This window comes from Lacticaseibacillus casei DSM 20011 = JCM 1134 = ATCC 393 (genome assembly GCF_000829055.1).
GTDB lineage: Bacteria > Bacillota > Bacilli > Lactobacillales > Lactobacillaceae > Lacticaseibacillus > Lacticaseibacillus casei.
Genome location: NZ_AP012544.1, coordinates 484036 through 510086 on the forward strand (window position 1 = coordinate 484036; position 26051 = coordinate 510086).

Here is a 26051-nt window from a genome sequence, read left to right on the forward strand (position 1 = left end):
ATCGATGACCACGATTACAGATATTGCGAAGGCGGCGGGGGTGTCGATCGCTACGGTTTCGCGAATTTTGAATTATGACGCGACGCTGGCTGTGACGCCAGAAACGCGGCAGCGCGTTTTGAAAACCGCTGAGAAACTAGCGTATAAACCGCGACGACGCAAACGGGTGCCCACTCAGACAACGATAGCCCTTGTCCAATGGCGCAGTGAGCAGGAAGAACTGAATGATCTTTATTACCTGCAAATTCAATATGCGATTGAAGCCAAGGCGGCCGGTGTCGGCTACCATTTGCAGAATTTTCACCTTGAACAGCTGGATAGCGACAGTGTTGCCAACATCCAAGGCATCATTGCTTTAGGTAAATATGATGCAGGCGAAGTGGCTAAAATGAAAGCATTGGGCTTTCCGGTGGTCTTTGTCGATCAGAACATGCTAGCGTTCGACTGCGACTCGGTCACCGCCGATTACGCCGGGCCGATTAAAGAGATCATTGAGCATTTTCGTAAAGTCGGCATTGACGATATTGGCTTTCTCGGCGGACTTGAGACGAGTCGCAGCGGCCGCGAGCAGTTTCAGGATGTACGCACGGTAACGTTTGATCGTGTGGCGAAGGACGCCGAACTCGCACGCCCTGAGTTTCGGTTAATCGGCGAATTTACGCCGGATTCAGGCTACCGCTTGATGAAAAAGGCGATCGAAACGTTAGGCGATCAATTGCCGCACGGCTTCATTATCGCCAATGACACCATGGCGGTCGGCGCGTTGCGGGCGTTGAACGAGGCTGGCTTAGCAGTGCCGCAACGGGTGTCTGTCATCAGCTTTAACGATGTGGCGGTCGCCAAGTTCACGACCCCGCCACTGTCCACGGTTCATGCGGCCACGGATCAAATGGGACAGACTGCCGTTGAGTTACTGCAGGCAAGGCTGAGTGATGCCAAGCGGGTGCCGCGCCAAGTCAATTTTAAGAGTGAGCTGGTGATGCGGGCTAGCAGTTTGTAGCGTCTGCATCACTGATTAAGGAGGGTGTTAACAGCACTCAAATATGTCGAATAGTATGGAATCAAGCGGTACAACATGGACAGAATAATTAAGTGGAAGCTGTTCGTGTGTTCAAACCAAGCTAATCTGCGAAATGTATTGACAAGAGCCTGAATCGGTAATGTATGATGGTTCTTACCAAAGTTCCGCAGCTAGCATTGGCTTGAACGCTTACTCTGAGCTTTCTCTCAAGTGGCGTTTAACCAACTAATTGAGAGGAGGTGACAACTTTTGATTAAAACGCATAAGATTAAACTCTATCCCAACGCAACCATGCGGCGTGAACTGGAACGATTGTTTAACTATCGCCGGTTTTGCTGGAATCAGGCCCTCGAAACTTGGAATGCCATGTACGACGCATCTCTGGTGATGGTGGACAAAACACTGCGACCTAATGAACGTAAAGTACGGGACGAACTGGTTTGGAACAAAACCGACTGGCAGTACGAACAGTCAGCCCGAGTTTTACAGCTCGCCGTTAAAGATCTAGATAAGGCTTGGAAGAACTACTTCAATCCGAAGATGCCAGATCACGATAAGCCCAACTGGAAATCTAAGAAACGATCTCGCAAAACTTTCAAGACGGATCGCGCGCAACTTGTGACTGGCAAGTTACGTTTAGATAAACCTCATGGTGCTGGTGTCTGGTATGACATCAAACTGGCCGAGCAACCGCGTTGGCAGGGCGAACTGAAACAAGTTTGTATCGTTCAAGACGCTGACGGTTACTATGCTTCCTTTTCAATTGAGGTTCAGACTTCTGTTGAAAAGCGGCCGGTTCTAACTGTCACTGGGGTTGATGCCAACATTGGCAAGTTTGACTATCAAACGTCAACTGGCTATGCGACTCAACCCACCTTGCCTGACCGTCTGCCATTGCTTTACACCCGCATTGCTCATTATCAGCGCCAATTAGCCCGCAAACGGAAAGTAAATCCCAAGCATTTTAACTCCGCGGCTTATCGCACAATGAGAACCAAGTTGAAGCGTCAGTACCAACGAGTTGAACGGATTCAAACGGATTTGCTGCAAAAGTTTACGACGAGGCTTATCACTGATTATGATTTAATTGGGATTGAGGATCTGGATAATCGCCATATGCGCATGAATAAACGTCTCGCGAAGAACCTGCATCGATCATTGTTTGGTAAGTTCAAAGTGATCATGCAGTACAAGGCTGACTGGTATGGCAATACGTTGGTGCTGGCGGATCGTTTTTACCCCAGCACCCAGCGTTGTTCACGATGTGGTTATGTGAAAACCGCTGATGAACGCATCACGCTGAGAGGCAACTTGAAACATCGTACCGGTCACGATGACTATCATTGTTACCGGTGCGGGGTGAAGCTGCGGCGAGACGAAAATGCGGTTGAAAATCTAACTGCTTATGCGAAATCGAAGGTTACGGGGTAGGCTATACCCTTAAAGTTCAGGAGACGGTCACTGTCGGGCTGATTTATTTCAGTGTGGGAATACCGTTGTTGACGGGACTAAATGAAATGTAGGATTGTCAATCAAGAAAGGAAATATGTAAAACCTTTATTGGTGTCAAAGAGACATTCTTCCACGTTTTATATAGCAGGGTATGATGGACGTTTCAGTTGAACAATACGGTCAGTACCAAGGACACGACTTGTATGAACTAACCTTGACCAATGATCAGGGAATGGTAGTCAAACTGTTGAACTACGGCGCTACTTTGGAAAAAGTGCTGCTGCCGGAAGCTGACGGGTTGCACAATATGATTCTTTCGCTGCCAAGTCGTGAGGATTACTCAAAAGAGCGTAATTTTCTAGGAGGGACGGTTGGCCGCATTGTCGGCCGGATCCGCGGTCACGTTTGGCAACATGGCGATGTCAAAGTCGACTTGCCCATGAATGAAGGCAACAACCATATTCATGGCGGGGATGACGGCCTCGATCGGCAAGTTTACAATTTTCGCATCGAAAAAACGGCAACGACCGCCAGCGCCAGCTTCACGTTTGTCGATCCGGACGGTCACAACGGCTATCCCGGCAATCTCAAGTTGCAAGTCACTTACACGCTAACCAACACGAATGCCTTAAAGTATCGGGTCGATGCGCTAAGTGACACGGAAACGCTCTTCAATCCGACTAACCATACTTACTTCGCGTTGGATCAACCAGCCACGATTGATGACACGACGTTGACGATTCCAGCTGATGACTACAAGCCATTAGACGCCGAACACCTGCCATATCAAGGCTGGCAGCCGGTATCCGGCACCGTGTTCGATTTTCGGCAAGGCCAAAAACTCGGCGATGTCATCCACACCCGCGCCGATCAAATCACATCTGAACGCGGTATCAACCATCCATTTCTTTTGAAAAACGGCAAAACACTGGCGGCCAAGCTTCAAACAGCCAAGCACACCATGACTTTAGTCACAACCGCGCCAAGCATAGTTGTTTACACCGCCAATCACTTCGATGGTACGGGTATTCCTCACAACATCAAACAATTCGACGGTGTGGCCCTTGAATGCCAGTTTGCGCCGGTTAGCGGGGATGACCTCTCGGCGATTACGTTGTTGCCGGGGGAGCCATTTACGTTGGCGAATACTTGGACGTTTGAATAAGACATAGTGGTTTTTAACTAGTGGGTTATTTGCACAGGAGGAAGCTTTCCTTGATTAGGAAGGCTTTTTTCTTGTGCTTAGGTGTTAATGGCATCAGGTTATGCATCATAGATGACAAAAAGCGAAATCAATGGTTGCCAATTAAATTGAGGTCTATTTGTTTTAATTTGTTCTTTTTTGTTAGGGAAAATTCTGCCGTAAATAATCTACGTCATTAATTTGCAAAGTTTTATAGATTGTCTAAGTACTTGCACAACGAGGGGTTAAACTCTCGATAAAATTTATTCAATAATTTGCCAACCTTTTTGAGGATTTTCTTGACTACTGAAAACGCTTGTTTATAATTAAAAGTGAACAGGAACAAACAATAGTTAACAAGTGGCTGACAAATGATTAAGCGGTGGCCGACGTAACTTTTTCATTCAAAATTGGCATTTCCCCAGATGTTGTTCATTTAAAAAATGCCCGATCGATTTTGTAATGCCGCTCAGTCAGACTGGTTTTTGATCTAGTTTTTGAAAGCGCTATAAAAGGCCTATCCAGGTTTACTTTGTGAGGAGGATCAGGTTTACAAATAGCATGACGCAGAGCAAAAACACACCGTCAGTTTCTGTTCACGCTGCGAATAATATTTTTTTAAGGAGGTGAAAAGTGATGGCTGCAAATATTGTTTTTACACGAATTGACAACCGTTTGGTTCACGGCCAGGTTGGGGTTACATGGACACGCGCCGTTAATGCAAACTTGATTCTGGTTGCTAACGATCAGGCTGCTAATGATCCGCTTCAGCAGAAATTAATGGCAACGACAGCTGATTCGTCAGGTGCAGGTATTCGTTTCTTCACGGTGCAACATACTATCGACATTATTGGTAAAGCCGCTGATCGTCAGCACATCTTTATCGTCATTAAGACCCCAGCTGATGCTCGTAAGTTAGTTGAGAACGGTGTGCCAATCAAAGAAGTCAATGTTGGTAACATGCATTTTGCTCAGGGCAAGACAGAGATTACTAAGAAAGTCTATGTCGATGAACAAGACAAAGAGGATCTGTTAGCAATTGTGAACGCTGGCGTCAATATTTTCATTCAGGACTATCCGGGTGATAAGAAGACACCAATTACTGCTGACTTGTTAAAGAATGTCAAATAGTCAATAGATTAAATTGGAGGTGTCAGGTTCATGGATGTTACCTTAACTCAAGGGGTGTTAATCGCGCTTTGGGCAATGATATCAGGTCTTGACTGCTGGCTACAGGCGTTCTTCATTTTCCGCCCGATTATTGTCTGCACAGTCACTGGCCTTATTCTGGGCGATTTACAGCTCGGAGTCATTGCTGGCGGGTTAACTGAACTAGCTTTTGCCGGATTGACTCCTGCCGGCGGGACACAACCGCCGAACACGGTTCTTTGCGGGATTATGACGGTGGTTATTGCGGCAACTAACAAAACAGCTCCAGCAACGGCAATTGGTCTTTCATTACCGTTCGCGATGTTAATGCAATATATTCTGCTGTTCTTCTACTCCAGCTTTTCACTGTTTTTGCCGAAATTCGATCAATATGCCGCAGAAGGAAATGCAGGGGCGTTTAAACGTCTGAATTTCATTCCGCTCACGATCGTTACATTGTCCTTCGGGATCATGGCTTTCCTGAGTGCATATGCAGCACAGGGCCCAATGAAGGCACTTGTTACTTCAATGCCTCACTGGTTAACACATGGTTTTGAATTAGCTGGCGGTATTTTACCAGCTGTTGGGTTTGCAATGTTGTTGAAGGTTATGTTAAAAGGTCAATACTTTGCATATCTGCTTTTGGGATTCGTTATGGCTTCAATGATCCCATTCTCAAATGTTCTGCCAGTTGCTTTGGTTGGCGCAGTATTTGCACTGATCGAGTTCTATCGCAGCCGTGATCAGATCAAGTTAGAGAAGCAAGTTAAGGAAGTTCAAAATCAATCTCAAGGAGGAGGCATGAATGATGGCATCTGATGACAAGAATGATAAGACACAAAAGAAAAGCTTGTTTACCAATCATGAAATCTCCATGCTTGGGATTCGGTCTAACTTAGTTCAGGCATCCTTCTCATATGAACGAATGCATTCACCAGGTTGGACTTGGGCGCAGCTGCCATACTGGCAAAAGATCTATAAAGATGATCCTAAGGGCCTTAAAGCCGTTATGACCGATAACATGGAATTCATCAACAGTTCACCGCCACTGTATCCTATCCTGATGGGATTGCTACTGACGATGGAAGAAGGCCATGTTGATCGGACAACCATTAAAGGTTTAAAGAACGCATTGTTCGGTCCTATGGCCGGCATTGGTGATGCGATCTTCTGGTTCACCATTATGCCGATTGTCGGTGGTATTTCTGCCTCAATCGCGAAGAACGGGAACGTTTTTGGACCAATTCTGTTCTTCCTGGTTTACCTGTTCCTATTCTGGTCTCGTATTCCATTGGCACACTTGGGTTATAACCTTGGTACGCGAGCGATTGATGTCATTCAGGAAAACTCTCGAATCATTTCACACGTTGCTTCTATCTTGGGCTTGACCGTTATCGGTGGTTTGATCGCCAGTTATGTCAAGATGTCACTCACCATTAAAATTGGTGCCGGGAATACGGTTATCAACTTGCAAAAGCAGTTGCTGGATAAAATCTTCCCGAACATTCTGCCATTTGCCTTTGTCTTCTTGCTGTACTGGCTGTTGAAGAAGAATGTTAACCCAATTTGGTTAATTGTCGTAACCTTTGCACTTGCCATTGTTATGGCGGCCATCGGTTGGATGTAGCTGTTAGTAAATGATTTGAGGAGGAATTAGACATTGAGTAAAGTTCAAGTGATCGTCACCGGGCATGGTACTTTTGCCGATGGGTTCAAAGGTGCGCTACATCTTCTGGCTAGCGTTCCAGACAACTGGTCGTTCGTAAACTTTTCAGAAGGTATGAGTGATAAACAACTTCAAGCTAAGTTTGAAACGATTCTTGGATCTGATCCCAAGCCGACACTGTTTTTTACAGATTTAGCTGGCGGAACCCCGTATAAAGTGGCGGCAACTCTAGCAAGCAAAAATCCGCAATTGGCGGTTGTCTCTGGCTGTAACCTAGGGTCGTTACTTGAATCTGTATTCAGTGACTATGACAATGCCGATGCCTATGCTGATGCGATTATTGCTGCATCAAAACAAGGCACGCAAAAGTTTACGCTGGATATGCCAGACAATATGGCTACTGGCTCTGATGACGGTATCTAGTTGTCGCTGACTTATCTAGGAGATACAGTTATTGAGGAAGGGGCGTGGCTTTCTAGTCACACCCCTTTTCTTACAAATTTGCATGGTAGAATCAGTTACATGAGGTGAATGATATGGCGACTAACATTTCGATTCTTGTTTTAGCAATGATTGCGGCCGGTATGGGCATTATGCTCTACCAACGACGTAAGTACTTCTATTTGGGAACATTCTTCATAGGACACGGTATGACAAGCACTGTCATCAATTTAAAAAACAGTGGGCATTACGTCATCAATATCACTAATGTTAGTGAAAATCCCCAAGCGCCTGCTAGCTTTAAAATAGAAGAGGGATCGTTCCGCAAAGATGGAACAGTCATTGACTTGAAGCCGGAAAAATTATCAACTTTTACCTATCCAAATTCGCAGGCTTTAATGACAAATGATTGGGGTGGACATGAGGAGTCGGAATCAGAAAGTCACCAGATATCATTGCAAAACCATGCTCTGATGCTCTCTGGAGAAGAACTTCAACCACTTAATCAGGGAAAAGTCGTGACAGTTAAGCAATTTATGCAGAATAAGAAGAAGCCAAAGTCTGCTAAAGTGTGACTGGTTGAGTCAATGCTTTGGGGTCTGCGTTTGTCAGTAAGATGGAACGAAAAAACAGCTAATCTGTCTATGCGGATTAGCTGTTTGCGTATGGTTTCCTTTGTGGCGGCTTTTGAGGCTTGAAGGGATCAACTTGTAAAAGTGAAAGTACCTATCTTTCCTGAATCTGATGCTGATTGCCTGTAACGCCTCCGTCTGGCTTAAGTCTAATAGCGTATTTTAATTAATTGCTGGCTCAATGGATCAACTAAAAATAAGCCTGCACAAACAAATCCACCGCCAACCCAAACGCAGCAAACGCAATTAAAATCCGAAGTAACTTAACCGGAACATGCCGCACAACGATCGGACCACAGTAGCCGCCAATCAGAAAACCGATACCGAGTGGGAGGACGACGAGCCAATCGATTTTACCGGTCCATGCGTAAATAATTGTCGCCACTGCATTAGCCATGAAAGCCATGACGTTCTTGAAGGCGTTGAGAACTGCAAATCTTTGGGGTAGGCTGAGCGTTAAAATTGCGAGGATAATGACGCCGCCTGCCGCACCGAAGTATCCGGTGTAGGCACCGATCAAGAAGAGACCGATAGCTTTTAAAATCAGGCCGAACTTGTTCTGATCGCGTAAGGCAGGTACATTCTTCCGGTCCGCTTGGTGTCCGCTGACTAAGAGGAGAACACCGGCTGACAGAATGAAGAAGGGGACGACGTGTTCGAATGTGGACGCCGGTTCAATAAGTAAAAGTGCAGATCCTAGAATGCCGCCTGCTAGCGTGAGGGCGGTTAAGCCGGTGACCAGTTTGCCTTCACCACGAAGTTCGCGGGATGATGATGCGGTTGCGCCGATACCGGAGAGCACGAGTCCGGCTGTATTGGTTACGTTGGCAATGACTGGCGGGATGCCGGCTATGAGGAGTGCTGGGTAGGAAACCAACGAAGCTAAGCCAGCAATCGAAGCCAATAAGCCACCGAGGATGCCGGCGCCGATAAAGTAAATGAATAACCAAAATGTCATGGTTGCGTCCCATCTGATTTCAAATTTTTTCTTTGTCAGTGTCTCGCTAAATTGTACTGAATGTCAAGAAAACCCCGGTTGAAGTTGGTGGCTTCAGCCGGGGTTTCTTGTCTATGAAGTTTAAAGCTCTTGTGCAGCCCGCTGAATTTTATCAACGAATTCTGTCATATCAGCTTGCGGCTTTAGAACATTCGTCAGGGCGACCGCAGCCTTTTTCTGCTTGCGGTTGATGCTGAGTAAGCCGGTATAACCGAGGACACTGCCACTGTTGCCTAACCAGCCGTCAGCAAGCTTGTGCCAGCCGAATCCGTAGCCACCTTCAGCAGCCTTGAAGATGGTTTCCCAGCTTCCTGCTTTGAGTAACTTGCCTTTCAACACAGCTTGCGCAAACTTTTCAAGATCGTCGACTGTTGTGACTAAGCCGCGATCTGCCTGATTTTCGTCACCTTTACCAGCGAGGTTCGGGTTGCCGGCAATCCAGTGATAGCTTTCCGCAAAAGCGTGTGAGGTGCCGATTTTGGTATGTGTCAAAGCCAAAGGATCGTAAATGCTTTCCTTCAAAATGGCTTCAAGCGTGCGTTCCTCAGTGAGCCGATCAAGCACTTCGCCTAGCAAAATGGCGTTGGTGGCGCTGTAAGCAGTCTGGCTACCTGGCTTGAAGGCTAACGGTTGATCATCAACGACATCCAAGACTTTGGCCAGATCCATGTCCGCGGCATTGTGTTGGTTGATTTGTAAGGCTAGGCGCTCACCTGGTAAGGTTGCCGGAGCGTTCGCCTTGAATGGTTCAGCCATGAGCGTTAAGTAATCGGGAATCCCACTTTGCATCGTGGCGAGCTGGCCGATGGTGATTTTGTCAGCTTGCTTATATTCAGGCACGTATTGTGATAGTTTGTCGGTCAGTTTTAGCGCGCCTTTTTCGACAAATTGCATGAGCAAAACGCCAAAGAATTGTTGCGTGACAGTTCCGGCACCGCTGAGTGTATGTGATGCGAATGGAACCTTCATATCGATATGGGCAAAGCCTTGCGAATCTGCTGCTAACTCTTTGTCGGCAGTCACCACTGCGACTGCGCCGTTATAGTGTTCGGTTTGTAAGGAACGACTTAATGGTGATTCATCTTTAACTGATTCTAGTTCTACCATGTATAAACGCCTCCAAAAATGAACGATCGGTCGAGTCTTAGCTTGTGCTTGTTGGGGCATCGGCGTCGTCGGCCATGATTGATTAATCTAGATGTGCCACTTTGACGAGCTCGCCTGTCACGCCGACTTGGATCCTTTGCTTGATTTTATCGGTGCGGGTGGCATGAACGACTTGGAACTTATTTTGTTTAACGATCAGCTTGTTGTCAGTGTGGTAATCAGCTGGTAAGGGTTGATTACTGCCGCGGATCAGCATCACGATAAACTTGAACCCACTGGCATGGGCTTCACATGGGCTGTAGTGCAACGTGTCGCTGAAGAATTCAACCACGGTGCCAGCTGGAACGAAGAACAGTTTAGCATCCTTTTCCGCGTTGAATTTGCCAGCGTGCATTTGGCCGCGCTTGCCGATGACCATGACGACATCTGTGAAAAAGACGTTCACTTCACTGCCTTGGTGGAATTCCACGGCGGTTAAAGCTTCGGCGTGGCCAGCACATTCGCCTGCTTCGATTGGCAGGCCAGCGAAAACATCGCGGCCGATTTGCTGAACAACCGGAATCTTTTCCATGTCCGGGTTTGACGGAACATAGAGGTTGGCTGCGGTTGGGGCAGGAATCTTGACGTTTTGGTCCATGAACGTTTTGAGCTCACTGACGTCGTATTGCGGGTAAGTGACGCCGTAATCGGCAAACGCCGGATCCGTTAGCTGATGAATCTGCTTATCTGGATTCAACTGCTGAATCTTTTCAAAAGTTGACATTTGATGGCTTCTTTCCAAAATTAGTAATTTTCAATCGTGACTTTGGCAAAATAGGTATCGAACTTCGCCGGGTTGACGAAGCCGGTTTCTGCTTCCATCGTGTTGAGCATCCCAGTGGTCATCGCCGTCTTCATAATGTCTTCGTCAGACTTGCCATCGTGAATGCCCATGGCGAGCCCGGCTAAGGTTGAATCACCAGAACCAACCGGATTGACGACCTGAATCTTAGGAATGGCGGCGTGATAGAACTTGTCTTGATGCTTAACAAAGGCGCCTGCCGATCCCAAGGAAACGACAATCCAATCAACGCCATCAAAAATCGGATCCTGGAGGTCTTGTTTCAACGCGGCATAATCGGTTTTATCGACTTCGCGGTTAAGCAAGCCGGCAAGTTCTTCTTCGTTTGGTTTGATCAAAAGGGGCTTCACTGGCGCTTCGAGTGCGGACTTCAAAGTAGCGCCGGATGTATCAAGCAAGACTTTAACGTTTTTGGCGCCGGCGTGGGCGATCATTTGCGTGTAATAGTCTTCCGGAAGTCCTTGCGGCATGGAGCCGGAAATCGTCAGCAGATCGGCCTGATCCAGCAACTTGTCAAAGTGATCGAGAAACTTTTGTGCATCTTCAGGGGTAATTGTTGGTCCGGCTTCAAGAATCTCGGTTTGCTTGCCGCCATCATGAAGCATCGCGATGGAACTACGGGTTTCCGCATCGATCGGCAGAAAATCATGGGCGATGCCATCGCGATCCAATTGATTCTCCAACCATTTGCCAAAATAGCCGCCAATAAAGCCAGTCGCAGTAAGATCGTGATCCAGCATGTGAATTACCCGGGAAACATTCAGCCCCTTACCGCCAGCGGTCTTGCGAACATTTTTGACGCGATTCACCGTGTCGATTTTAAGATGTTCGAGTGGGTAGGAAACGTCGATTGAGGGGTTTAAAGTGACGGTTAAAATCATTTGTTCTTCTCCTTCTGAGCGAGAGCTGGCGTGCATTCATTCAAACGTAACACTGCACTGCCGCCAGTCGTTCATTTAATAAAAGCCGATTCCCTGGGGAGTCGGCTTTTATGGCCTACACACGAACTAATCGTGAGTAACCTTGTCCGTCCAAGGGGTGGCAGTCTCAGCCAAAACCTTGTTCAAACGATCGATGTTAGCTTTGCCTTCGGTTTCCAGCCACTTCTTGCCGGCAGCTTCGCCTTCAGCAGCAAATGGCTTAACGCCTGGCTTCCAGGTTGCCCGACCGCAGAGAACACCATTAAAGGTTGAGCCTGCTTCCTTAGCGAATTTGAGTTCTTCGAGGAATAATTCATTTGAAACGCCTGCCGAAAGGAAAATAAACGGCAGATCGGTGGCATCGGACTGCGTCTTGTAGTACTTAGCGGCTTCTTCCTTGGTATAAACTGGGGTTACACCTTCATCAGTAAAGCCTTCAACAAACTTCTGGTCAACCGGAACTTCAACTTTGAGGACAGAAACGTTGTACTGTGGCTTGCTGAATTCCTTGGTGATCTTGATAACCTTTTCTGGCTTGGCCTTGGCCCATGCAGCAGTGCCGGTTTCGTTGGTCTTGCCATCATAGGAGACCAATTCAAGGAACAGCGGCAGGTCGTTGGCCTTAGCTTCAGCACCGACACGTTCAACGAAGGCATATTTGCGATCGTTGATTGAGTCTGGTTCGTCTGGATCAATGTACAGCAAGAACTTGACCGCGTCGCCGCCTTCGTTCTTGATGCGCAAGGCACTCTGGTTGTCGATCAAATCAGGGAAGCGGCCAGGTTCGGTGGCATCGTAGCCAGTCTTTTCGTAAGAAAGCAACAGGCCGGCTTGAGGTGCCCGAACTTTTGCAGCTGGCAAGCCATATTCCGGATCCAGCAAAATGGAGCTAGCGTACTTGGTTAATTCTTCAGATACAGCTTTTTTGAAATCAACAATCGTAGTTTCGTCAGCCGGTTTGTTGGCAGCAGCTGCCAGCATTTTCTTCAGGGAACCACGTTGGTCAATGGCCAAAGCGGAGATAACATTGTTGTCATCGGAAAGTTTTTGTAAGTGCTTAAATTGACCAGCAGTAAGGGTAACAGTCATATGAAAATTCCTCCATTAGTAAGGGCTAGTGAGCGCGTTAACGCTCATGAAGCCAAATTAATCGTGATAAACGCCTTCGTCCCACTTTTCGAGTTCAGCATCGAAGAAGTGCGGATTGTCTTTTTGTTCTGGGTTAGGCTTAGCAATTTTGTCAATCTTGTCGATGATCTTCTTGTTTTCCGGAGTTTCCTTGTAAGTTGCGTCAAGGAAAGCTTTAACCGTATCTTCAATCAAGTGGATACCGGTAACGGCACCGCCAATGCCTAACACGTTGGCATTCAATTGTTCACGTGCATAAACTGCTGAAGTTGCGTCATTGGCCATCGCGGCACGGACGCCTTCGTTTTTATCGGCAGCAGTTGAGATACCGATGCCGGTTCCGCACATTACGATACCTAAATCTGCGCGCCCATCAGCAACGTCTTCGGCAACGCGTTTGCCATAAATTGGGTAGTGGGTACGGTGCGTGTCATAGGTACCTTCATCAATTACCTTGTAGCCCATGTCTTTCAGCATGTTGGAGACTTGGATTTTTTCATTGGTGACAATGTGGTCATTTCCGATTGCAATAATCATTAGGATGAAACTTCCTTTCTTGGCTTAAATAAACGGAGACGTAACTTAGATCATTTTTTCCAACATATCTAACCGAATCTGATGACGGCCGCCAGCATATTCGGTGTCGAGGTAACGTTGAACGATCGCAATGGCACGATCAGGGCCGGTGATGCCGGTACCGATCGCAATTGCCTTGGCGCCATTGTGTTCAGCGGTCATGTGCGCCGTGTTTTCTTCTTGAACAACGGCAGTGACCATACCCTTAACCTTATTAGAAGCCATAGCTGAGCCAACGCCATAGCGGTCGAACATAATCGCTTTGTGAGCGTCGCCGTTCAGCAACTTCTTTGTAACTGCCAAAGCAGATTCAACAAAATCTTCAGCAGGTTCAGGGGTTACATCAGCAACTTGATACTGATGATCCTCCAAATACTTCTTAACCTGTTCCTTCATTGCAAATCCGTCTTTGTCTGCACCAATAATGACATCCATGATATACTATTCTCCTTCTTTGTTTGTGAGCGTGAGCTGGCACGGTTAGGAGCCGGACTATAAGTGGCCTTGGGCGTGTGATGGCCGGGCTTTGGCCATTGCGACCCAGGCTCTTATACGCAGGCTTCTGTGCCAGCGAACGCGTTATGATTTTCCTACGATAACAGAGGTATACTCGCTAAAATGCTGCTTATCGTCAGCGCTGATACCATCATCCGTGATGAGGCCATCAGTCTGATCGAGGTCATAGAAGCTGTAAAAATCTTGCCGATTCAGTTTAAAATGATCCGCAGCAACAAACTTCATGCCGGCATTGTTGAGGGCAATCCGCTGGGTCTGCCCCTCTTCAGGACTGGCATTGCTGATATGGTTGTCGGCAATCCCGTTGACACTGATAAACGCCTTGGTAGTCGTGAGGTGAGCTAACATCTCATTAGCCAAGCTGCCAATGAAAGCACCGGAGCGCTCTCGCAGCTGCCCACCAATCAGTTTCAGTGAAAAATAATCTGCACGATCCTGAAAACTCTGAAAAACAGGAAGGCTATTGGTAATAATGCGTACTTCCGGTTTTTTGAGGTACTGGGAAATGAGTTCCATGGTCGTGCCGGGGCCGATGTACACCGTATCTCCTGACGTAATGATGTTTGCGATGGTCGCAGCAATTTTGCGTTTTTCGTTGACATGAATGGATCGCTTCTCGTTTCGGGATAATTCGGTTAGCGGCTTAAAATGCGTGCTTTGGGCACCGCCGTGAATACGGATTAACTCATTTCGATCGGCGAGCTCTTCCAGATCCCGGCGCACGGTCATGGTTGAAACACCTAAACTATCACCAATTTCGTTAACGGTCACAATCCCCTTGCGATCCACTAAGTTACGGATTGTCAGCAAGCGCTCGTCTTTTAACATTGAATCACCTCACATGATCTGTTCGTTGTTGTTTGTTTTTGTTCCTTATTACAGTTTTAAGTTACCACCGGGGACATCATTCGTCAAGCTCATAATGACAATGTTTTCCGTTGGCTATATGGTTTTGACGACTTGTTTGAATCTTTAAGAAATTGGTTATTACCTGAATAAGCTCACAAATTGCACGAAAAAGTGAACAGAATATAACAGATTTTAACGTTCGGTATATACCGTTCGAGTAATTCCTGCTTGGCATACGGCTGCGATAGGCTAGAAGCCATTTAAAAATGAACTTTTCTGGTGAAGGAGAATGTGCGTCATCTGCTGCACCAATCAGTTGATAAAGCCAAAGAAAAGTCGAACCCTACGGACAAAGTTTGTCGCGGGTCGGCTTTTCCAAAAGTTCATATATAGTAGTGATCGATTTTATGTCCATTTTTTGGGCCTTTTAAAATGATGTTAGCGTAACAAATGCGTAGTATATAATAGAAACAACCGTCTATCCTAAGTCCGGAAGCTTCAGCAAATCGTCAGCTCGCTGCAAGACGGCGATGCGTGGGGCGACAGCTGGTGAAGGCGGCGTTGTCCACCCAGCGAGTGCAAAAGCGACATTCGCGTTGGCAGCTGCTTGGGCATCGGTCGAGGTATCGCCGATATAGACCGTTGTTTCTGGGTTGCCACCTAGACGTTCGCGAGCCAATGTAATCGGATCGCCAAATGGCTTGTTGCGTTTGGCTTCACCAGCGACAACTACCGTCTGAAAATAAGGACTGAAGTGATATTTCTTGTCCTCTTCAAGAAACTGCGGTTTATCTTTTGATGTGACAAGACCGAGTTTATATTGCCGACCTAGCTGTTTAAGAACGGCTTGCATATTAGGAAACCAGCTAACGTCAGTCAAGAAAGCCTTTGAATCTTCCCGCCACTCTTCGTGAACCACGGGAACTTCTTCATCGCTGAAGCCTAGTTCTTTCAAGCTATCAACGCCTGCACGGCCATTGGTCCAAGTCAGATCCTGGATAGGGACCTTGCGACCGTGCCGCCGCAGCGTTTTCTGTAAACCGTAAAGATAACCCTCCACATTATCGAGTAAGGTTCCATCGATATCAAAGATAAACGTGTTCATAAATTTTCCTCCTAAACAACCAATATTATTGTAGCAAGTAAGCGGTAACAAAGAAAGGCGGTCAAATGCGATTCTTACACACAGCCGATTGGCATATTGGCAAAAAATTAAATGATTTTGACTTATTAGCAGACCAACAGGCGGTTTTTGAACAGCTGGTGGCGGTTGCGCAGGCGCAACAGGTAGACGCCATCGTGATTGCCGGCGATTTATATGATCGGGCACTGCCGAGCGAAGCAGCGGTGGCGGTGCTGGACCAGATGCTCGTGAAGTTGAATCGCGACTTGCATTACCCGTTGTTGGTGATCTCGGGCAACCACGATTCGGCGGTGCGTTTGCGGACGGGCCGTTCCTGGTTTTCCGCCACCCAAATGTTTGTTAATACGCAGTTAGCCGAAGCATTCACGCCGATTGAGCTGGATGGCGTTCAATTTTTCCTGCTGCCGTATTTTGAGCCGTTTGCGGTGCGCGATTATTTTCATGATCAGACCATTACGAACGTCGCGCAGGCGATTCGGCCGATCGTTACCAAGATGAAGACGCTGTTCAAACCGAACATGCGGCATATTTTAGTGAGTCATTTCTTTGCGGCTGGCAGTGACCATAGCGCTTCAGAAACGAAGGTGAATGTCGGCGGCTTGGACGCGGTACCGATCGATGATTTGGCGGCGTTTGATTATGTTGCGCTGGGACATTTACATAATCACAATGCGCTGCATGGCGAGCCGAAAATTCAATACAGCGGCGCGTTGCTGAAGTATGCAGACGGCGAGGCGAAGCAGGAGAAAGGTGTTTATATTGTCGACACCGAAACGATGCAGCGGGAATTTGTGCCGCTGAAGCCACAGCATGACTTACTGGAATTAAAAGCCAGCTATGCTGATTTGACCGATCCGGTGTATTACCAAAAGCAGGATCGAGATGCCTACATCGGGGTTGATTTAACCGATACCCAGGTGATTCCCAATGTGATGGCTCAGTTGCGGCAGATTTATCCACGCATCATCAGCTTACGCCGCGAAAATGGCGTCCAGGCAGTGAAGCCATTACAACAGCGGCAACGTGATCTGGATCCGGTCAGCTTGTTGAAGGCTTTCTATGAAGAACTGATGCAAACCGAGCTGACGGCTGATCAACTGAAGTGGGCAAAAGCCGGTCTTGCCGCGGCAGAAAGCGAGCAGAAGCAATGAAACTAAAACAATTACACATGCAGTTTTTTGGCCCATATGCAGATGAGACCGTTGATTTTGATGATTTTCAGACCAGCCCCTTGTTTCTGATCAGCGGTCCGACCGGTAGCGGGAAAACCACCATTTTTGACGCGCTGGTGTATGCCTTGTATGGCGAAACTTCTGGCGAGCGGGATGGCGTTCAGATGCGGTCGAATTTTGCCAGCCATCATGATTTGACGAAAGTGACGTTGACGTTTGAACATGATGGCAAACATTACTCGGTCACGCGGCAGCCGCAACAGTTGCAACAAAAAAAGCGCGGGGATGGGCTTACCGAGGTTAAGGCTAAGGTCGTGCTGGCGATCGCGGATGGCGATAAGCAGGTAGCGGAATATACCAAGAAGAATCAGGTGCAGGCGCAGTTAGATGCGGTTTTGCATCTGGATGCCAAACAGTTTCGCCAGATTGTGCTATTGCCTCAAGGTGATTTTCGGCACTTTTTGGATGCGGACAGCAATGCTAAGGAAGATTTACTACGTGATTTATTTGGCACGCAGCTCATTCAGCGCTGGCAGACAGCGATGTTAGCCAAAACCAAAGAGCAGGGCGCGGAAATTCAGGATCAGGAACGCATGCTCAACTTGCTGACATCCCAATTTGACTTTGAAGTTGAGCCGGATGAAAATGCCACCCCAGCGGACAAGTTGGACTTGATGCGGGAAAATGTCGAAAAACAAGCGGTGACAGTTGCGGCACGACAAAAAGCTGCCGATAGCAGTCATCATGCCTATCAGGTTGCACAGGCAGCGCTTCAAGCAGGCAGACAGTTGGCGCAAGCGTTCAAAGATCGCGAACAGACCACCGCTGCCCTGACGGAACTCGCTGAGCAGGAACCGGCTCAACAAGACCGACTGAAACGCATGGCTCAATTAACCTGGGTTCAGCAACATGAAGCCGCTGCGCAACGGGTCGAAACCACAGCCCAGGACTTGACAGCCGCGCGGAAGCAAGCAACGCAGACCCAGGCAACTTTGGTGACGATCCAACAGTCCATGGATCAGGCTAAAGCAAGCTTAGCCGAGCTGCAGCAACAAGAGACGGCGATCAACGCGAAGCAAAAACAGCTTGATCAGCTGCAGGCGGTTCGCGAACAACTTGTCAACATGACCGCGCAAAAACAGCAGGTAGCAGTCCGAACAAATGCGGTCACGAAAGCAAGCGCTGCACTGGCGCAGGCACAGCAAAGACTAGCAGACGATCAACAGACCCTTACCCAGAAGCAGACTGAATTAGCCGACTTGTCAGTGACCGACTTAGCAAATCAAGCAGCCGAACATAAACAGTTATTGGCGATCCTGACACCAATTGCGGCGAACTACCAGGAAGCGCAAAAAGATGCCATTACTTTTGGAGAAAAGTTAGCAAAAGTTAAAGCTTCGTTGGAAAAAGCGACACAGACCAGCAAAACGACAGCGCAACAACTAAATGACCTGCAACAAACCCAAATTAAACAGCAAATTGCCCGGCTGGCGGCTAGGCTGGAACCAGGGACACCTTGTCCGGTATGCGGCAGTCTCAAGCATCCCCACCCAGCCGTTGCCACGACCGAACCATTGGTAACCGAGGCGGCCATTAAGCAGGCGGAACAAGCGCGTCAGCAGGCTGCGGCAAAAGAAACAACTCTTCAAACGCAGCTTAAAAATCTTGAAGAGCAACAGGCAACGGCGACCCGAAAAGCTAGTGTTGCCCAACGTGACTTTGTGGAAAAACTGGCCCAGCAGTCAAATCTCATGAGTTCTAGTGCTGACAATGCCGATATTTTAGCTCAATTGGATGCGTTTGAAGCTGAGACTACTAAAATCGTGAAGAAGCTGGCAGTGGCCGAGGCAAAACAAACAGCGCTTGAGACAGCATTGAAATCGGTGCAAACCGCTGTCACGAAGGATACGGACAAGGTTCAAGCCGCTCAAGATGCAGTTAATACTGCCAAACTTGAGGCCGCTACGGCTACGAGTGCGCTGACAACGATGCAAGCGGCGCTGCCTGAAGGGACCAGCGATTTGGCAACTGTGACCGCACAGTCAGCGGAACTGACCCAAGCGGTTGACACCTATCAGAAAAACCGCCAAGCCGCACAAGACAAAGTAAGCGACTTGGATCGCCAGCTGGCTGGACTACATGCTGATGAGCGCCACGCCACAGAGCAAATTGCCAAACTGGAAAAGGACCATCAGGAAGCAGCGGCGGCCTTTTTACAAGCAGTAACAGAATATTTTGGTGCAGATGGGTCCAAACAATTTACTGCACTAAAAGAACAGTTGGATCAGTTGCCGATTTTGCAGCAACAGACTCAAGATTATAAGGATGCGGTTTTGAAGCAAAAGACGTTATTGGAATCCAGCAATAAAACCATTGGCGATCAGTCCGAGCCAGCGCTTGATCAACTTGAAGAACAGGCTGCTTCGACGGAAGCTGCAGCAACCAAGGCCCAGACCGCATTGATTGAAGTGCAGCAGGCGCATGACACGGCCAAGAAGCTGTTGAAGCAGGCTGCGGACATTTTAGCAAAAAATCAAGCTGCTTTGGTTGCATATGCTGACTTACAGACGTTGACAACAGTGATGAACGGCAATGGGCCGAAGAAGCTGAGTTTGGAGCGGTATGTTCTGCAAGCCTATCTTCAACAAATTCTGGACGTCGCCAACACGCGGCTGCAGGTTCTATCAAATCAGCGCTATCAGTTTGTGCTGCACACCGATCTGGGTACGCAGAAAATTCATTCCGGTTTGGAAATCGATGTTTATGATGATCAGGTTGGCGAACAGCGCGCGGTTCAGACGCTATCCGGCGGTGAAAGCTTCATCGCAGCCCTTAGTCTGGCGCTAGCATTAGGCGAGGTGATTCAACAGGAAAGTGGCGGCATCAACATTGATGCGTTGTTTGTTGATGAAGGATTCGGCAGTTTGGACACCAATAGCCTTGATGTGGCCATGAACGCCCTTGAGTCGTTGGAAGGCGAATCGCGGCTGATCGGGATTATTTCTCACGTCACGGAATTACGCGATAATATTCCCGATCAACTCCAGGTACAACCGGCAGGCACTGGGCGCAGTCGGCTGAAAGTGTTGCATATGGCTTAGTTAAGGATGTTGAGCGCGGTGCGACAAAAGTTTTACTTGATAGGAATATACCCATATGGTAATGTTCAGTGAAACGATTGGTATTTTTGCAAGCACTGAACATGCTCATTAACAGGGGGATTTATGTTTGAAGTAGACTTTAATGATTCAGTACCTATGAACATTGTGCCAACGACTTCGGCAGCTGATGCGCTGAAGGAATTGATGGCGTATCACAATATTACGCAGTCTGAGTTTGCAGAGCACATTGACGTTTCACAAAAGCAGCTCTCATTTATTTTGAATCGGCATGCGTATATGAGCATCAATGTTGCGCGGAAAATTGAGCAAGCCACTGGTCTTAGTGCTAGATGGCTTTTACAGCTTGACTTTAATTATCGGTTGTCACAGGCTGAGACCGATGACCTTGCTCAGGTTAAACGGTTTGAGTGGGCGAAACCCCAAAAGAATTAAGCTTGAAAAACATATGCTAGAAGGCCAAAAATTCATTTGTTCTTCTCCTGAGTCGGTGATCAGATTAAAATTTGGTGTGTCAAGGTGCCATTTAAGTGGTATAACAGAAGTTGAAAGGGTCAAACCTTCTAACTCACACCAAAAAGAGGCGACATCACATGGCATCATTGAGCAAAGAACAGAAGAAAGCTTTGATCGCTAAGGTCGAAAAGGAGCGCCAAGAACATCCTGAAAAGAAACCTAAGAAGTCAGGTTTCGAAACGATTGACGAAGAAGCAGAACGCCTTGAAAATGAAAACTAATTTTTAGCTAAGTCACGGATCCTAAACAAGAAATTGTTTAGGGTCTTTTTTTGAGCGCGTTATAGAAAACAACAGTCCAAACTATGTTTACAGACAATAGAACCAACACCGAACGCCGCCAAGATCACTTGCCGCCAAAAATACAGGCACTTCGATCCAACAAAGGTATAGGTAAATACACAAGCTGAAAATACAATAATGACACCTAACAACAACCGCTAACCAAAATTTTTTCAAAAAACTTTAGCACTCGGCGTTCACAAGTGCTAATTTGTGGTATAACTATAGGTGGAGCGAGGGAGAAGGAACAAAGGCTCCGGAGCTAAGATCGTTCTCCTGAATCCCCAAAGTCTCTGATTGAAAGGAAGTTATCTGTTATGGCTAATGAAGTTATGAATCGTCGTAATAATGAGTTGATGAATGATGTTAATGATCCGTTCTTTGACAACTTGGCGCGTCGGTTCTTCGGCCCGGTATCTGACTGGATGGATTGGGCAACTCCTTCCATTGCCAGCACGGCCGTCAACGGATTGCTGACTGACGTTAAGGAGACCAAGGACGCTTACGAAGTTCATGTTGATGTTCCTGGGATCGATAAGAACAACATCAAGTTGAACTACCATGATGGTATTTTGAGCATCAATGTTCACAAGGATGACATCACAGATCACGCCGACAAGAGCGGCAACGTCATGATGTCCGAACGCAGCTATGGCACGATGAGTCGGAGCTATCAACTGCCAAACGTTGATGACAGCAACATCAAGGCAAACTACAAAGATGGTGTTCTTAACATCACATGCCCAAAGTTGACTGAATCAAAGGAGTCTGGTCACAACATTGAAATTCAGTAATGGATTGAGTAGTGTTTGTCGTCAGGCGGCTCAAGACTCACGAACTGCATTGCAAGCATGATCAGAAGCGGCACCACTGTCGTTGATGGGCAAAACCCAGTAGTAAGCAAAACGAATCGATGAGAATTGCAGCAGTTGCAGTGATCATTGAACCGTAAAAAGGAATCACCTCTGCGATACGTATGATCGTAGGGGTGATTTTTTTGTGAGCGTAAGCCAGCCCGCTTAGAAACCGGAGTGTAAGTGGTCTTGGGCGTGATGGCGGTCTTTGCCATTGCGTCCAAGGTCCTTACACGCAGGTTTCTGGGCTGGCGAGCGCGTTATAGAACGCGAAAGTCAGCCATTCAATTGCCTCAAATAGAACAATCCCGATCAAGCCACCAAACAGTTTTCCAACACCAAACTCCATGGTAAGCTAACTTCTATGATGACAAACAACAAATTAATGGATTGGCCGCCAGAAAAAGTAGCGGCATTTCAACATGCACTTTTAGATTGGTATGACGGACACGCGCGAACGCTACCGTGGCGGCAAGACCACGACCCTTATCATGTGATGGTGAGCGAATTAATGCTCCAACAGACGCAAGTGCAGACAGTCATTCCGTATTACGAACGCTTCATGACACAATTTCCAACTGTCGAGGCACTAGCCGCGGCGCCGGAAGCCACAGTTTTGAAGGCTTGGGAAGGTTTAGGTTATTATTCACGGGCACGGCGCCTACAGCAGGCAGCGAAACAAATTGTGAACGATTATGGCGGAAAATGGCCGCAGACGTCAGCCGAGTTACAAACATTGGCTGGCATCGGCCCTTATACAGCCGGCGCGATTGCTTCCATTAGTTTTGGCGAAGTTGTGCCCGCCATTGACGGCAATGCGTTTCGGGTATTTGCCCGCTTGTTCAAAGTAGATGCCGATATTGCACGGCCGCAAACGCGCCAAGTGTTTTACGATCTGATTCGCCCATTAATCCCCAAAGATCGTCCTGGTGATTTCAATCAAGCCGTGATGGATCTGGGTTCAAGCTATATGTCCGCCAGTCACCCGGATCCCGAGCACTCGCCTGTGCGTGACTTTGATGCAAGTTATCGCGATGGCGTTGTGGCAGATTATCCGGTTAAAACGAAAAAACCGCGACCAGTTGTGCATCGCTATTTTGCTTTGGTCGTGCGCTCTGATGCCGGTTATTTGTTCGAACAGCGTCCTAGTACCGGGATGTTGGCAGATCTATGGATGTTTCCATTGATTGATATGGCAGATCTCGAAGCAACCATGATGAGCGATCAACTAGATGAAGTGAGCCGGATTTTTGCCGCATCATCAGGCTTGGCCTTAACTTTCGCCGATCTTGGCGTCAAACAGGTTCAGCATACGTTTACCCACCAACGCTGGCAGATGACGTTAATCGGGGCCGATGCCAAGGCCGAGGAGCTGAAGTTTATCCCTGCACGTTGGGTGGCGCCTAAGGATTTTGGCAAAATAGCACTGCCAACCGTCCAGAAGAAGTTGAATCAGGCGTTAGGACTGGGTGATTGGGATTAGATTTCGGGCCGTTTATGTCAAGCTTCGCAGCAAGCTGAAGCGGGCCAATTTTTAGCTGTTTTATAGAAAAGGGCGTTATACTGTGGTCATCGTGATGATTGAGAGGCGATTATTTTGACATTTAAAGTCACCAAAGATATTGCTTATGGCGATGCTCCTTTACAGAAACTCGATTTCTATGAGCCGGACAAACCAAATGGTGCCGCGATTCTTGATATTCATGGCGGCGGTTGGTTTCGCGGTGAAAAGAACAAGGAAGGCAGTATGGCCGAACGTTTCGCGGCGCTTGGCTATGCGGTTGCCGTTCCGAACTATCGATTAGCGCCGGAAGCCTTTTTCCCGGCAGCGCGGGATGATGTTTTAGCGGCTTTTTCGTGGTTGCGTGATCATGCCGAAACAAAAAAGCTCGGCGTGTTCGGATCGAGTGCCGGTGGTTCTCTATCGGTTGACGTTGGCTTGGCTGAAGGCGTGCCGATGGTTTCATGGTCGGGGATTTTTGACATTCAACAGTGGTTTGCGGCGCATCCAAACGTCGTGGCGCAACCTGATACCAAAACCGATTTTGTGAACACCGCGAGCGCTAAAATTGACCAAGGTGGCCGGAATGATCCATTTTACAAGTGGTTCATTTTGAATTATGTGGATGCAGATGAGACCAAGTTTCCGCAAGTCGAACCGTTTGAACGCTTGACAGCGCAGGCCGGTCCGATGTATCTGGCTAATTCACAAGAAGAGATTATTCCGGTGAGCGGCATCTATCAGCTTGGCCAGGCGGCTGCGACGTTGGGCGTGCCGGTGACATTGCAGGTCATCCCCGGCGGCCAGCATGCAGAAGGTTATCTTGCCGAAGCGTGGCCGGAGACAGTCGCATTCTTGGCGCAACATTTACTGAAGGGGTCAAATTGAAGACATTAGTGGTTGTTAGCCATCCGAATATTGAAAAAAGCGACACACAGCAGTTTCTAAAAGCCAGTGCCGCTTCTTTGTCGCAAGTTGTGTGGCACCATTTAGATGCGAACTTGCCGTTTGATGTCGCCGCCGAGCAGCAAATGATTCAGGAAGCTGACCGGATTGTCTTGCAGTTTCCGTTGTATTGGTACATGGCGCCGGCAAGCTTGCATCAGTGGTTGACAGAAGTTTGGGTGAAGCAATTCGTTTATGATGCACATGGTGGCCTTTTGAAAGGAAAGTCGTTGGGTCTCGTGGTGAGCTTTAGCCAACCGGAATCGGCGTATCAACTTGGCGGCCAGGTAGGGTTTAGTTTGAGCCAATTTTTGGCACCTTATGCCGCGTTGGCAGAAAAGACCGGCTTGCGGCTGTTGGCGCCATTGGCCATTGCCCGATTCGCCAACCAAAATGATACGGAACACCAGCAATTACTGATCCACTATCAGCAATATTTGACGTTGCAGCATCCTGATAACTTTGAAGCGCAGGCGCAGTGGTTTATCAATCGGCTGCAGGAAGACCCCAAGACGACCATGTTAGCTGACCAACTGGCTACACAAACCGATGAAATCGACCGCTTGCGTTTGACACTGCATGAGTTGAAGGCAGGTGAGTCTGAGTGACTACCGACGAACAATGGCTGATTAACGCGGCTGCCCAGCATGAAAAAGACGCCGTATCTTATGAAAAGGCGGCGTTCTTTGCGGCTTTGCAGACCTTTGTCGCGCAACAAGCCGAGCGCCGCGAACAACTGGAAGCAGAAATCGACGGTCGCAGCTGGAATCATGAACAGTGGTAAAGTTCGGTCTGACGACGGAGGGGCATTGCCGGGCAATATGCTATGCTTTAAGCAGCAAAACAAGGGAGCATCGGATATATGCAAGCAATGTTTGATCGTCTTCAACGGTGGTCGTGGTTACGCGGCCTGCTTATGATTCTGATCGGAGCTTGGATTTTAATTGAACCCAATCAGGTTTATCATAGTTTTCTATGGATCGTGGCCGCAGTTTTGATAGTTGCAGCCATTCCCAAGCTGGTCGACGGTTTTTCGGCTAAAAAACGTTCCGGAACTTATAGCACATCGCTTTTTACAGGCATCGTCTATCTGTTAGTAGCCCTGCTATTACCGGCGATTGTCATGCCACTGATGAGCATGGGGCCGTTTATCATCGGCATCGTGTTGATCGTTTATGGCATCAATAAAATTATGAGCGCCCGTCATCAGCAGCAATATGTAAATGTCGCACCGTGGCCAACTGTCGTCTATGGGGTTGCCCTCATCATTATCGGGGCGATCATGGTGATTAACCCATTCAGAACTGTGATGATGGTCTTCTCGCTGTTTGGCGGATTGCTGGTTGTGATGGGGATTCTGCAGTTGTTTGGTAGTAAGCAAAAATAAAACCTATGCGTAGAAAAGTCGCGGATCATGATGTCCGCGACTTTTTGTTTACGATCAGAATTTATTAGCCATTGTGGCATGCACATGCATGATCGGGGTGCGTATTGCTCACAAACAGAATTCTTCATCAACTCAGTATCACTTACGATTGGCATTTGTTATTGTAGTCTAATAAGCATTGTGCAGTGTATGTGTATCAGGGGGAACAACGTGGAGGTGAAGGTTTGCAAGATAGTGGGAAAAAGAAAGTGACCATCGCGGTTAAGGTTAGCCAAGCCGATCAGCAGCGAGCTGCAGGAATATTTGAAAGTCTAGGCCTTGATTTAGCAACAGCTATAAACATTTTCATCAAGAAGAGTATTGATGAAGGTGGATTTCCTTTTGAGATCAAGGATCCATTTTATAGTGAAGCTAATCAGGCGGAACTTAATCGCCGTTTCAAAAAGGTCGCCAACAATCAGGGTATCCATTCTCGTCAGCTATCGGAAAATGAGGACTAATGATTGAGGTCAATCGTGTGCTTACGCGAAATAAGAGGCGCTTTTTACTTTTTGTTTCACTAGCAACCAAAACCGCACTAACTCAATCCCCAGACAAATTAATTGTGTTTCACCGCCAACATCGCTAAACTCTGTGGCAGGAATGTGATGAGCG

The 26051-nt window shown here is 47.6% G+C and carries 28 protein-coding genes and 1 pseudogene; 19 read left to right on the top strand and 10 right to left on the bottom strand.

All coding sequences use genetic code 11. The features are described from left to right. Positions 1 to 4: 4 nt before the first annotated feature. The 8 genes from LBCZ_RS02325 to LBCZ_RS02360 all read left to right on the top strand — a co-directional run bounded on the left by LBCZ_RS02325 (position 5) and on the right by LBCZ_RS02360 (position 7487). A complete protein-coding gene (locus tag LBCZ_RS02325) occupies positions 5 to 1000 on the top strand; it encodes a LacI family DNA-binding transcriptional regulator (RefSeq protein ID WP_025012745.1) in 996 nt (331 codons plus the stop codon). Between the two features lie 270 nt (positions 1001 to 1270). After that, positions 1271 to 2452, top strand: coding sequence for an RNA-guided endonuclease InsQ/TnpB family protein (locus LBCZ_RS02330; protein WP_041084707.1), 1182 nt, complete (start codon positions 1271 to 1273; stop codon positions 2450 to 2452). A gap of 175 nt (positions 2453 to 2627) precedes the next feature. Next, the gene (locus tag LBCZ_RS02335; protein WP_025013200.1) at positions 2628 to 3638 is read left to right on the top strand and encodes an aldose epimerase family protein; all 1011 of its coding nucleotides are present in this window, start codon (positions 2628 to 2630) and stop codon (positions 3636 to 3638) included. A 654-nt stretch (positions 3639 to 4292) separates the two neighbouring features. Beyond that, positions 4293 to 4787 (top strand): PTS galactosamine transporter subunit IIB, encoded by a 495-nt coding sequence (gene agaB / locus LBCZ_RS02340; RefSeq protein ID WP_025013201.1) that lies wholly within the window; start codon positions 4293 to 4295, stop codon positions 4785 to 4787. A gap of 30 nt (positions 4788 to 4817) precedes the next feature. Continuing rightward, entirely contained in the window at positions 4818 to 5624 is an 807-nt protein-coding gene (agaC, locus tag LBCZ_RS02345) for a PTS galactosamine transporter subunit IIC (protein WP_039639554.1), read from the top strand. Then, a complete protein-coding gene (gene agaD, locus LBCZ_RS02350; protein ID WP_080769577.1) occupies positions 5611 to 6432 on the top strand; it encodes a PTS galactosamine transporter subunit IID in 822 nt (273 codons plus the stop codon). Before agaC ends, agaD begins: the two co-directional genes overlap by 14 nt. A 33-nt stretch (positions 6433 to 6465) precedes the next feature. Next, positions 6466 to 6894, top strand: coding sequence for a PTS sugar transporter subunit IIA (locus tag LBCZ_RS02355; RefSeq protein WP_025013202.1), 429 nt, complete (start codon positions 6466 to 6468; stop codon positions 6892 to 6894). 113 nt (positions 6895 to 7007) lie between these two features. Next, on the top strand, positions 7008 to 7487 hold the full coding sequence (locus LBCZ_RS02360) for a hypothetical protein (RefSeq protein WP_025013203.1): 480 nt from the start codon (positions 7008 to 7010) through the stop codon (positions 7485 to 7487). A gap of 247 nt (positions 7488 to 7734) precedes the next feature. Here LBCZ_RS02360 and LBCZ_RS02365 read toward each other — a convergent pair whose 3' ends face one another. From LBCZ_RS02365 to LBCZ_RS02405, 9 genes are all read right to left on the bottom strand, one after another. Then, positions 7735 to 8502 carry a sulfite exporter TauE/SafE family protein gene (locus LBCZ_RS02365; RefSeq protein ID WP_025013204.1) on the bottom strand — a complete coding sequence of 256 codons (768 nt, stop codon included), beginning with the start codon at positions 8500 to 8502 and terminating at the stop codon, positions 7735 to 7737. A gap of 120 nt (positions 8503 to 8622) precedes the next feature. Next, complete coding sequence (locus LBCZ_RS02370) at positions 8623 to 9648, bottom strand: serine hydrolase domain-containing protein (RefSeq protein WP_025013205.1); 1026 nt, start codon at positions 9646 to 9648, stop codon at positions 8623 to 8625. Between the two features lie 82 nt (positions 9649 to 9730). Further along, on the bottom strand, positions 9731 to 10411 hold the full coding sequence (locus LBCZ_RS02375; RefSeq protein WP_025013206.1) for a DUF4867 family protein: 681 nt from the start codon (positions 10409 to 10411) through the stop codon (positions 9731 to 9733). A 20-nt stretch (positions 10412 to 10431) separates the two neighbouring features. Then, entirely contained in the window at positions 10432 to 11370 is a 939-nt protein-coding gene (gene lacC / locus LBCZ_RS02380) for a tagatose-6-phosphate kinase (protein WP_025013207.1), read from the bottom strand. Positions 11371 to 11496: 126 nt separating this feature from the next. Next, positions 11497 to 12498 carry a tagatose-bisphosphate aldolase gene (locus LBCZ_RS02385; protein ID WP_025013208.1) on the bottom strand — a complete coding sequence of 334 codons (1002 nt, stop codon included), beginning with the start codon at positions 12496 to 12498 and terminating at the stop codon, positions 11497 to 11499. Between the two features lie 57 nt (positions 12499 to 12555). Continuing rightward, on the bottom strand, positions 12556 to 13074 hold the full coding sequence (gene lacB, locus LBCZ_RS02390; protein ID WP_025013209.1) for a galactose-6-phosphate isomerase subunit LacB: 519 nt from the start codon (positions 13072 to 13074) through the stop codon (positions 12556 to 12558). Positions 13075 to 13119: 45 nt separating this feature from the next. Next, positions 13120 to 13548, bottom strand: coding sequence for a galactose-6-phosphate isomerase subunit LacA (gene lacA, locus LBCZ_RS02395; RefSeq protein ID WP_010493495.1), 429 nt, complete (start codon positions 13546 to 13548; stop codon positions 13120 to 13122). 144 nt (positions 13549 to 13692) lie between these two features. Beyond that, complete coding sequence (locus LBCZ_RS02400) at positions 13693 to 14457, bottom strand: DeoR/GlpR family DNA-binding transcription regulator (protein WP_025013210.1); 765 nt, start codon at positions 14455 to 14457, stop codon at positions 13693 to 13695. Between the two features lie 499 nt (positions 14458 to 14956). Then, positions 14957 to 15583 carry an HAD family hydrolase gene (locus LBCZ_RS02405; RefSeq protein ID WP_025013211.1) on the bottom strand — a complete coding sequence of 209 codons (627 nt, stop codon included), beginning with the start codon at positions 15581 to 15583 and terminating at the stop codon, positions 14957 to 14959. 65 nt (positions 15584 to 15648) lie between these two features. On the opposite strand from LBCZ_RS02405, the gene LBCZ_RS02410 reads away from it, so the two are divergent. From LBCZ_RS02410 to LBCZ_RS02430, 5 genes are all read left to right on the top strand, one after another. Then, positions 15649 to 16773, top strand: coding sequence for an exonuclease SbcCD subunit D (locus tag LBCZ_RS02410; protein ID WP_025013212.1), 1125 nt, complete (start codon positions 15649 to 15651; stop codon positions 16771 to 16773). Beyond that, positions 16770 to 19895, top strand: coding sequence for an AAA family ATPase (locus LBCZ_RS02415; RefSeq protein ID WP_025013213.1), 3126 nt, complete (start codon positions 16770 to 16772; stop codon positions 19893 to 19895). Before LBCZ_RS02410 ends, LBCZ_RS02415 begins: the two co-directional genes overlap by 4 nt. Positions 19896 to 20018: 123 nt before the next feature. After that, complete coding sequence (locus LBCZ_RS02420) at positions 20019 to 20348, top strand: helix-turn-helix transcriptional regulator (RefSeq protein WP_025013214.1); 330 nt, start codon at positions 20019 to 20021, stop codon at positions 20346 to 20348. Positions 20349 to 20506: 158 nt separating this feature from the next. Beyond that, positions 20507 to 20650 carry a hypothetical protein gene (locus LBCZ_RS16025; RefSeq protein ID WP_005684115.1) on the top strand — a complete coding sequence of 48 codons (144 nt, stop codon included), beginning with the start codon at positions 20507 to 20509 and terminating at the stop codon, positions 20648 to 20650. Between the two features lie 377 nt (positions 20651 to 21027). After that, a complete protein-coding gene (locus LBCZ_RS02430; protein ID WP_025013215.1) occupies positions 21028 to 21504 on the top strand; it encodes an Hsp20/alpha crystallin family protein in 477 nt (158 codons plus the stop codon). On the opposite strand, the pseudogene LBCZ_RS16675 reads toward LBCZ_RS02430, so the two are convergent. After that, positions 21498 to 21724, bottom strand: a pseudogene (locus LBCZ_RS16675) (hypothetical protein). The gene LBCZ_RS02430 and the pseudogene LBCZ_RS16675 overlap by 7 nt on opposite strands. 207 nt (positions 21725 to 21931) lie before the next feature. On the opposite strand from LBCZ_RS16675, the gene mutY reads away from it, so the two are divergent. From mutY to LBCZ_RS02460, 6 genes are all read left to right on the top strand, one after another. Continuing rightward, positions 21932 to 23047, top strand: a complete 1116-nt coding sequence (gene mutY, locus LBCZ_RS02435) for an A/G-specific adenine glycosylase (protein WP_025013216.1) — start codon at positions 21932 to 21934, stop codon at positions 23045 to 23047. 114 nt (positions 23048 to 23161) lie between these two features. Next, positions 23162 to 23953, top strand: coding sequence for an alpha/beta hydrolase (locus LBCZ_RS02440; RefSeq protein ID WP_025013217.1), 792 nt, complete (start codon positions 23162 to 23164; stop codon positions 23951 to 23953). Further along, positions 23950 to 24618: an NAD(P)H-dependent oxidoreductase gene (locus LBCZ_RS02445; RefSeq protein WP_025013218.1), complete on the top strand. Its 669-nt coding sequence runs from the start codon at positions 23950 to 23952 to the stop codon at positions 24616 to 24618. The genes LBCZ_RS02440 and LBCZ_RS02445 overlap by 4 nt, the downstream gene beginning before the upstream one ends. Further along, positions 24615 to 24794: a hypothetical protein gene (locus tag LBCZ_RS02450; RefSeq protein WP_025013219.1), complete on the top strand. Its 180-nt coding sequence runs from the start codon at positions 24615 to 24617 to the stop codon at positions 24792 to 24794. The genes LBCZ_RS02445 and LBCZ_RS02450 overlap by 4 nt, the downstream gene beginning before the upstream one ends. A gap of 78 nt (positions 24795 to 24872) precedes the next feature. Further along, the gene (locus LBCZ_RS02455; protein ID WP_025013220.1) at positions 24873 to 25397 is read left to right on the top strand and encodes an HdeD family acid-resistance protein; all 525 of its coding nucleotides are present in this window, start codon (positions 24873 to 24875) and stop codon (positions 25395 to 25397) included. 224 nt (positions 25398 to 25621) lie between these two features. Then, positions 25622 to 25897, top strand: coding sequence for a type II toxin-antitoxin system RelB/DinJ family antitoxin (locus tag LBCZ_RS02460; protein ID WP_025013221.1), 276 nt, complete (start codon positions 25622 to 25624; stop codon positions 25895 to 25897). Positions 25898 to 26051: the final 154 nt, after the last annotated feature.

Coding starts and splice junctions, on each gene's coding strand:
- LBCZ_RS02325 (WP_025012745.1), top strand. CDS start 5: ATGACCACGATTACAGATATTGCGAAGGCGGCGGGGGTGTCGATCGCT.
- LBCZ_RS02335 (WP_025013200.1), top strand. CDS start 2,628: ATGGACGTTTCAGTTGAACAATACGGTCAGTACCAAGGACACGACTTG.
- agaB (WP_025013201.1), top strand. CDS start 4,293: ATGGCTGCAAATATTGTTTTTACACGAATTGACAACCGTTTGGTTCAC.
- agaC (WP_039639554.1), top strand. CDS start 4,818: ATGGATGTTACCTTAACTCAAGGGGTGTTAATCGCGCTTTGGGCAATG.
- agaD (WP_080769577.1), top strand. CDS start 5,611: ATGATGGCATCTGATGACAAGAATGATAAGACACAAAAGAAAAGCTTG.
- LBCZ_RS02360 (WP_025013203.1), top strand. CDS start 7,008: ATGGCGACTAACATTTCGATTCTTGTTTTAGCAATGATTGCGGCCGGT.
- LBCZ_RS02365 (WP_025013204.1), bottom strand. CDS start 8,502: ATGACATTTTGGTTATTCATTTACTTTATCGGCGCCGGCATCCTCGGT.
- LBCZ_RS02370 (WP_025013205.1), bottom strand. CDS start 9,648: ATGGTAGAACTAGAATCAGTTAAAGATGAATCACCATTAAGTCGTTCC.
- LBCZ_RS02375 (WP_025013206.1), bottom strand. CDS start 10,411: ATGTCAACTTTTGAAAAGATTCAGCAGTTGAATCCAGATAAGCAGATT.
- lacC (WP_025013207.1), bottom strand. CDS start 11,370: ATGATTTTAACCGTCACTTTAAACCCCTCAATCGACGTTTCCTACCCA.
- LBCZ_RS02385 (WP_025013208.1), bottom strand. CDS start 12,498: ATGACTGTTACCCTTACTGCTGGTCAATTTAAGCACTTACAAAAACTT.
- lacB (WP_025013209.1), bottom strand. CDS start 13,074: ATGATTATTGCAATCGGAAATGACCACATTGTCACCAATGAAAAAATC.
- lacA (WP_010493495.1), bottom strand. CDS start 13,548: ATGGATGTCATTATTGGTGCAGACAAAGACGGATTTGCAATGAAGGAA.
- LBCZ_RS02400 (WP_025013210.1), bottom strand. CDS start 14,457: ATGTTAAAAGACGAGCGCTTGCTGACAATCCGTAACTTAGTGGATCGC.
- LBCZ_RS02405 (WP_025013211.1), bottom strand. CDS start 15,583: ATGAACACGTTTATCTTTGATATCGATGGAACCTTACTCGATAATGTG.
- LBCZ_RS02410 (WP_025013212.1), top strand. CDS start 15,649: ATGCGATTCTTACACACAGCCGATTGGCATATTGGCAAAAAATTAAAT.
- LBCZ_RS02415 (WP_025013213.1), top strand. CDS start 16,770: ATGAAACTAAAACAATTACACATGCAGTTTTTTGGCCCATATGCAGAT.
- LBCZ_RS02420 (WP_025013214.1), top strand. CDS start 20,019: ATGTTTGAAGTAGACTTTAATGATTCAGTACCTATGAACATTGTGCCA.
- LBCZ_RS16025 (WP_005684115.1), top strand. CDS start 20,507: ATGGCATCATTGAGCAAAGAACAGAAGAAAGCTTTGATCGCTAAGGTC.
- LBCZ_RS02430 (WP_025013215.1), top strand. CDS start 21,028: ATGGCTAATGAAGTTATGAATCGTCGTAATAATGAGTTGATGAATGAT.
- mutY (WP_025013216.1), top strand. CDS start 21,932: ATGACAAACAACAAATTAATGGATTGGCCGCCAGAAAAAGTAGCGGCA.
- LBCZ_RS02455 (WP_025013220.1), top strand. CDS start 24,873: ATGCAAGCAATGTTTGATCGTCTTCAACGGTGGTCGTGGTTACGCGGC.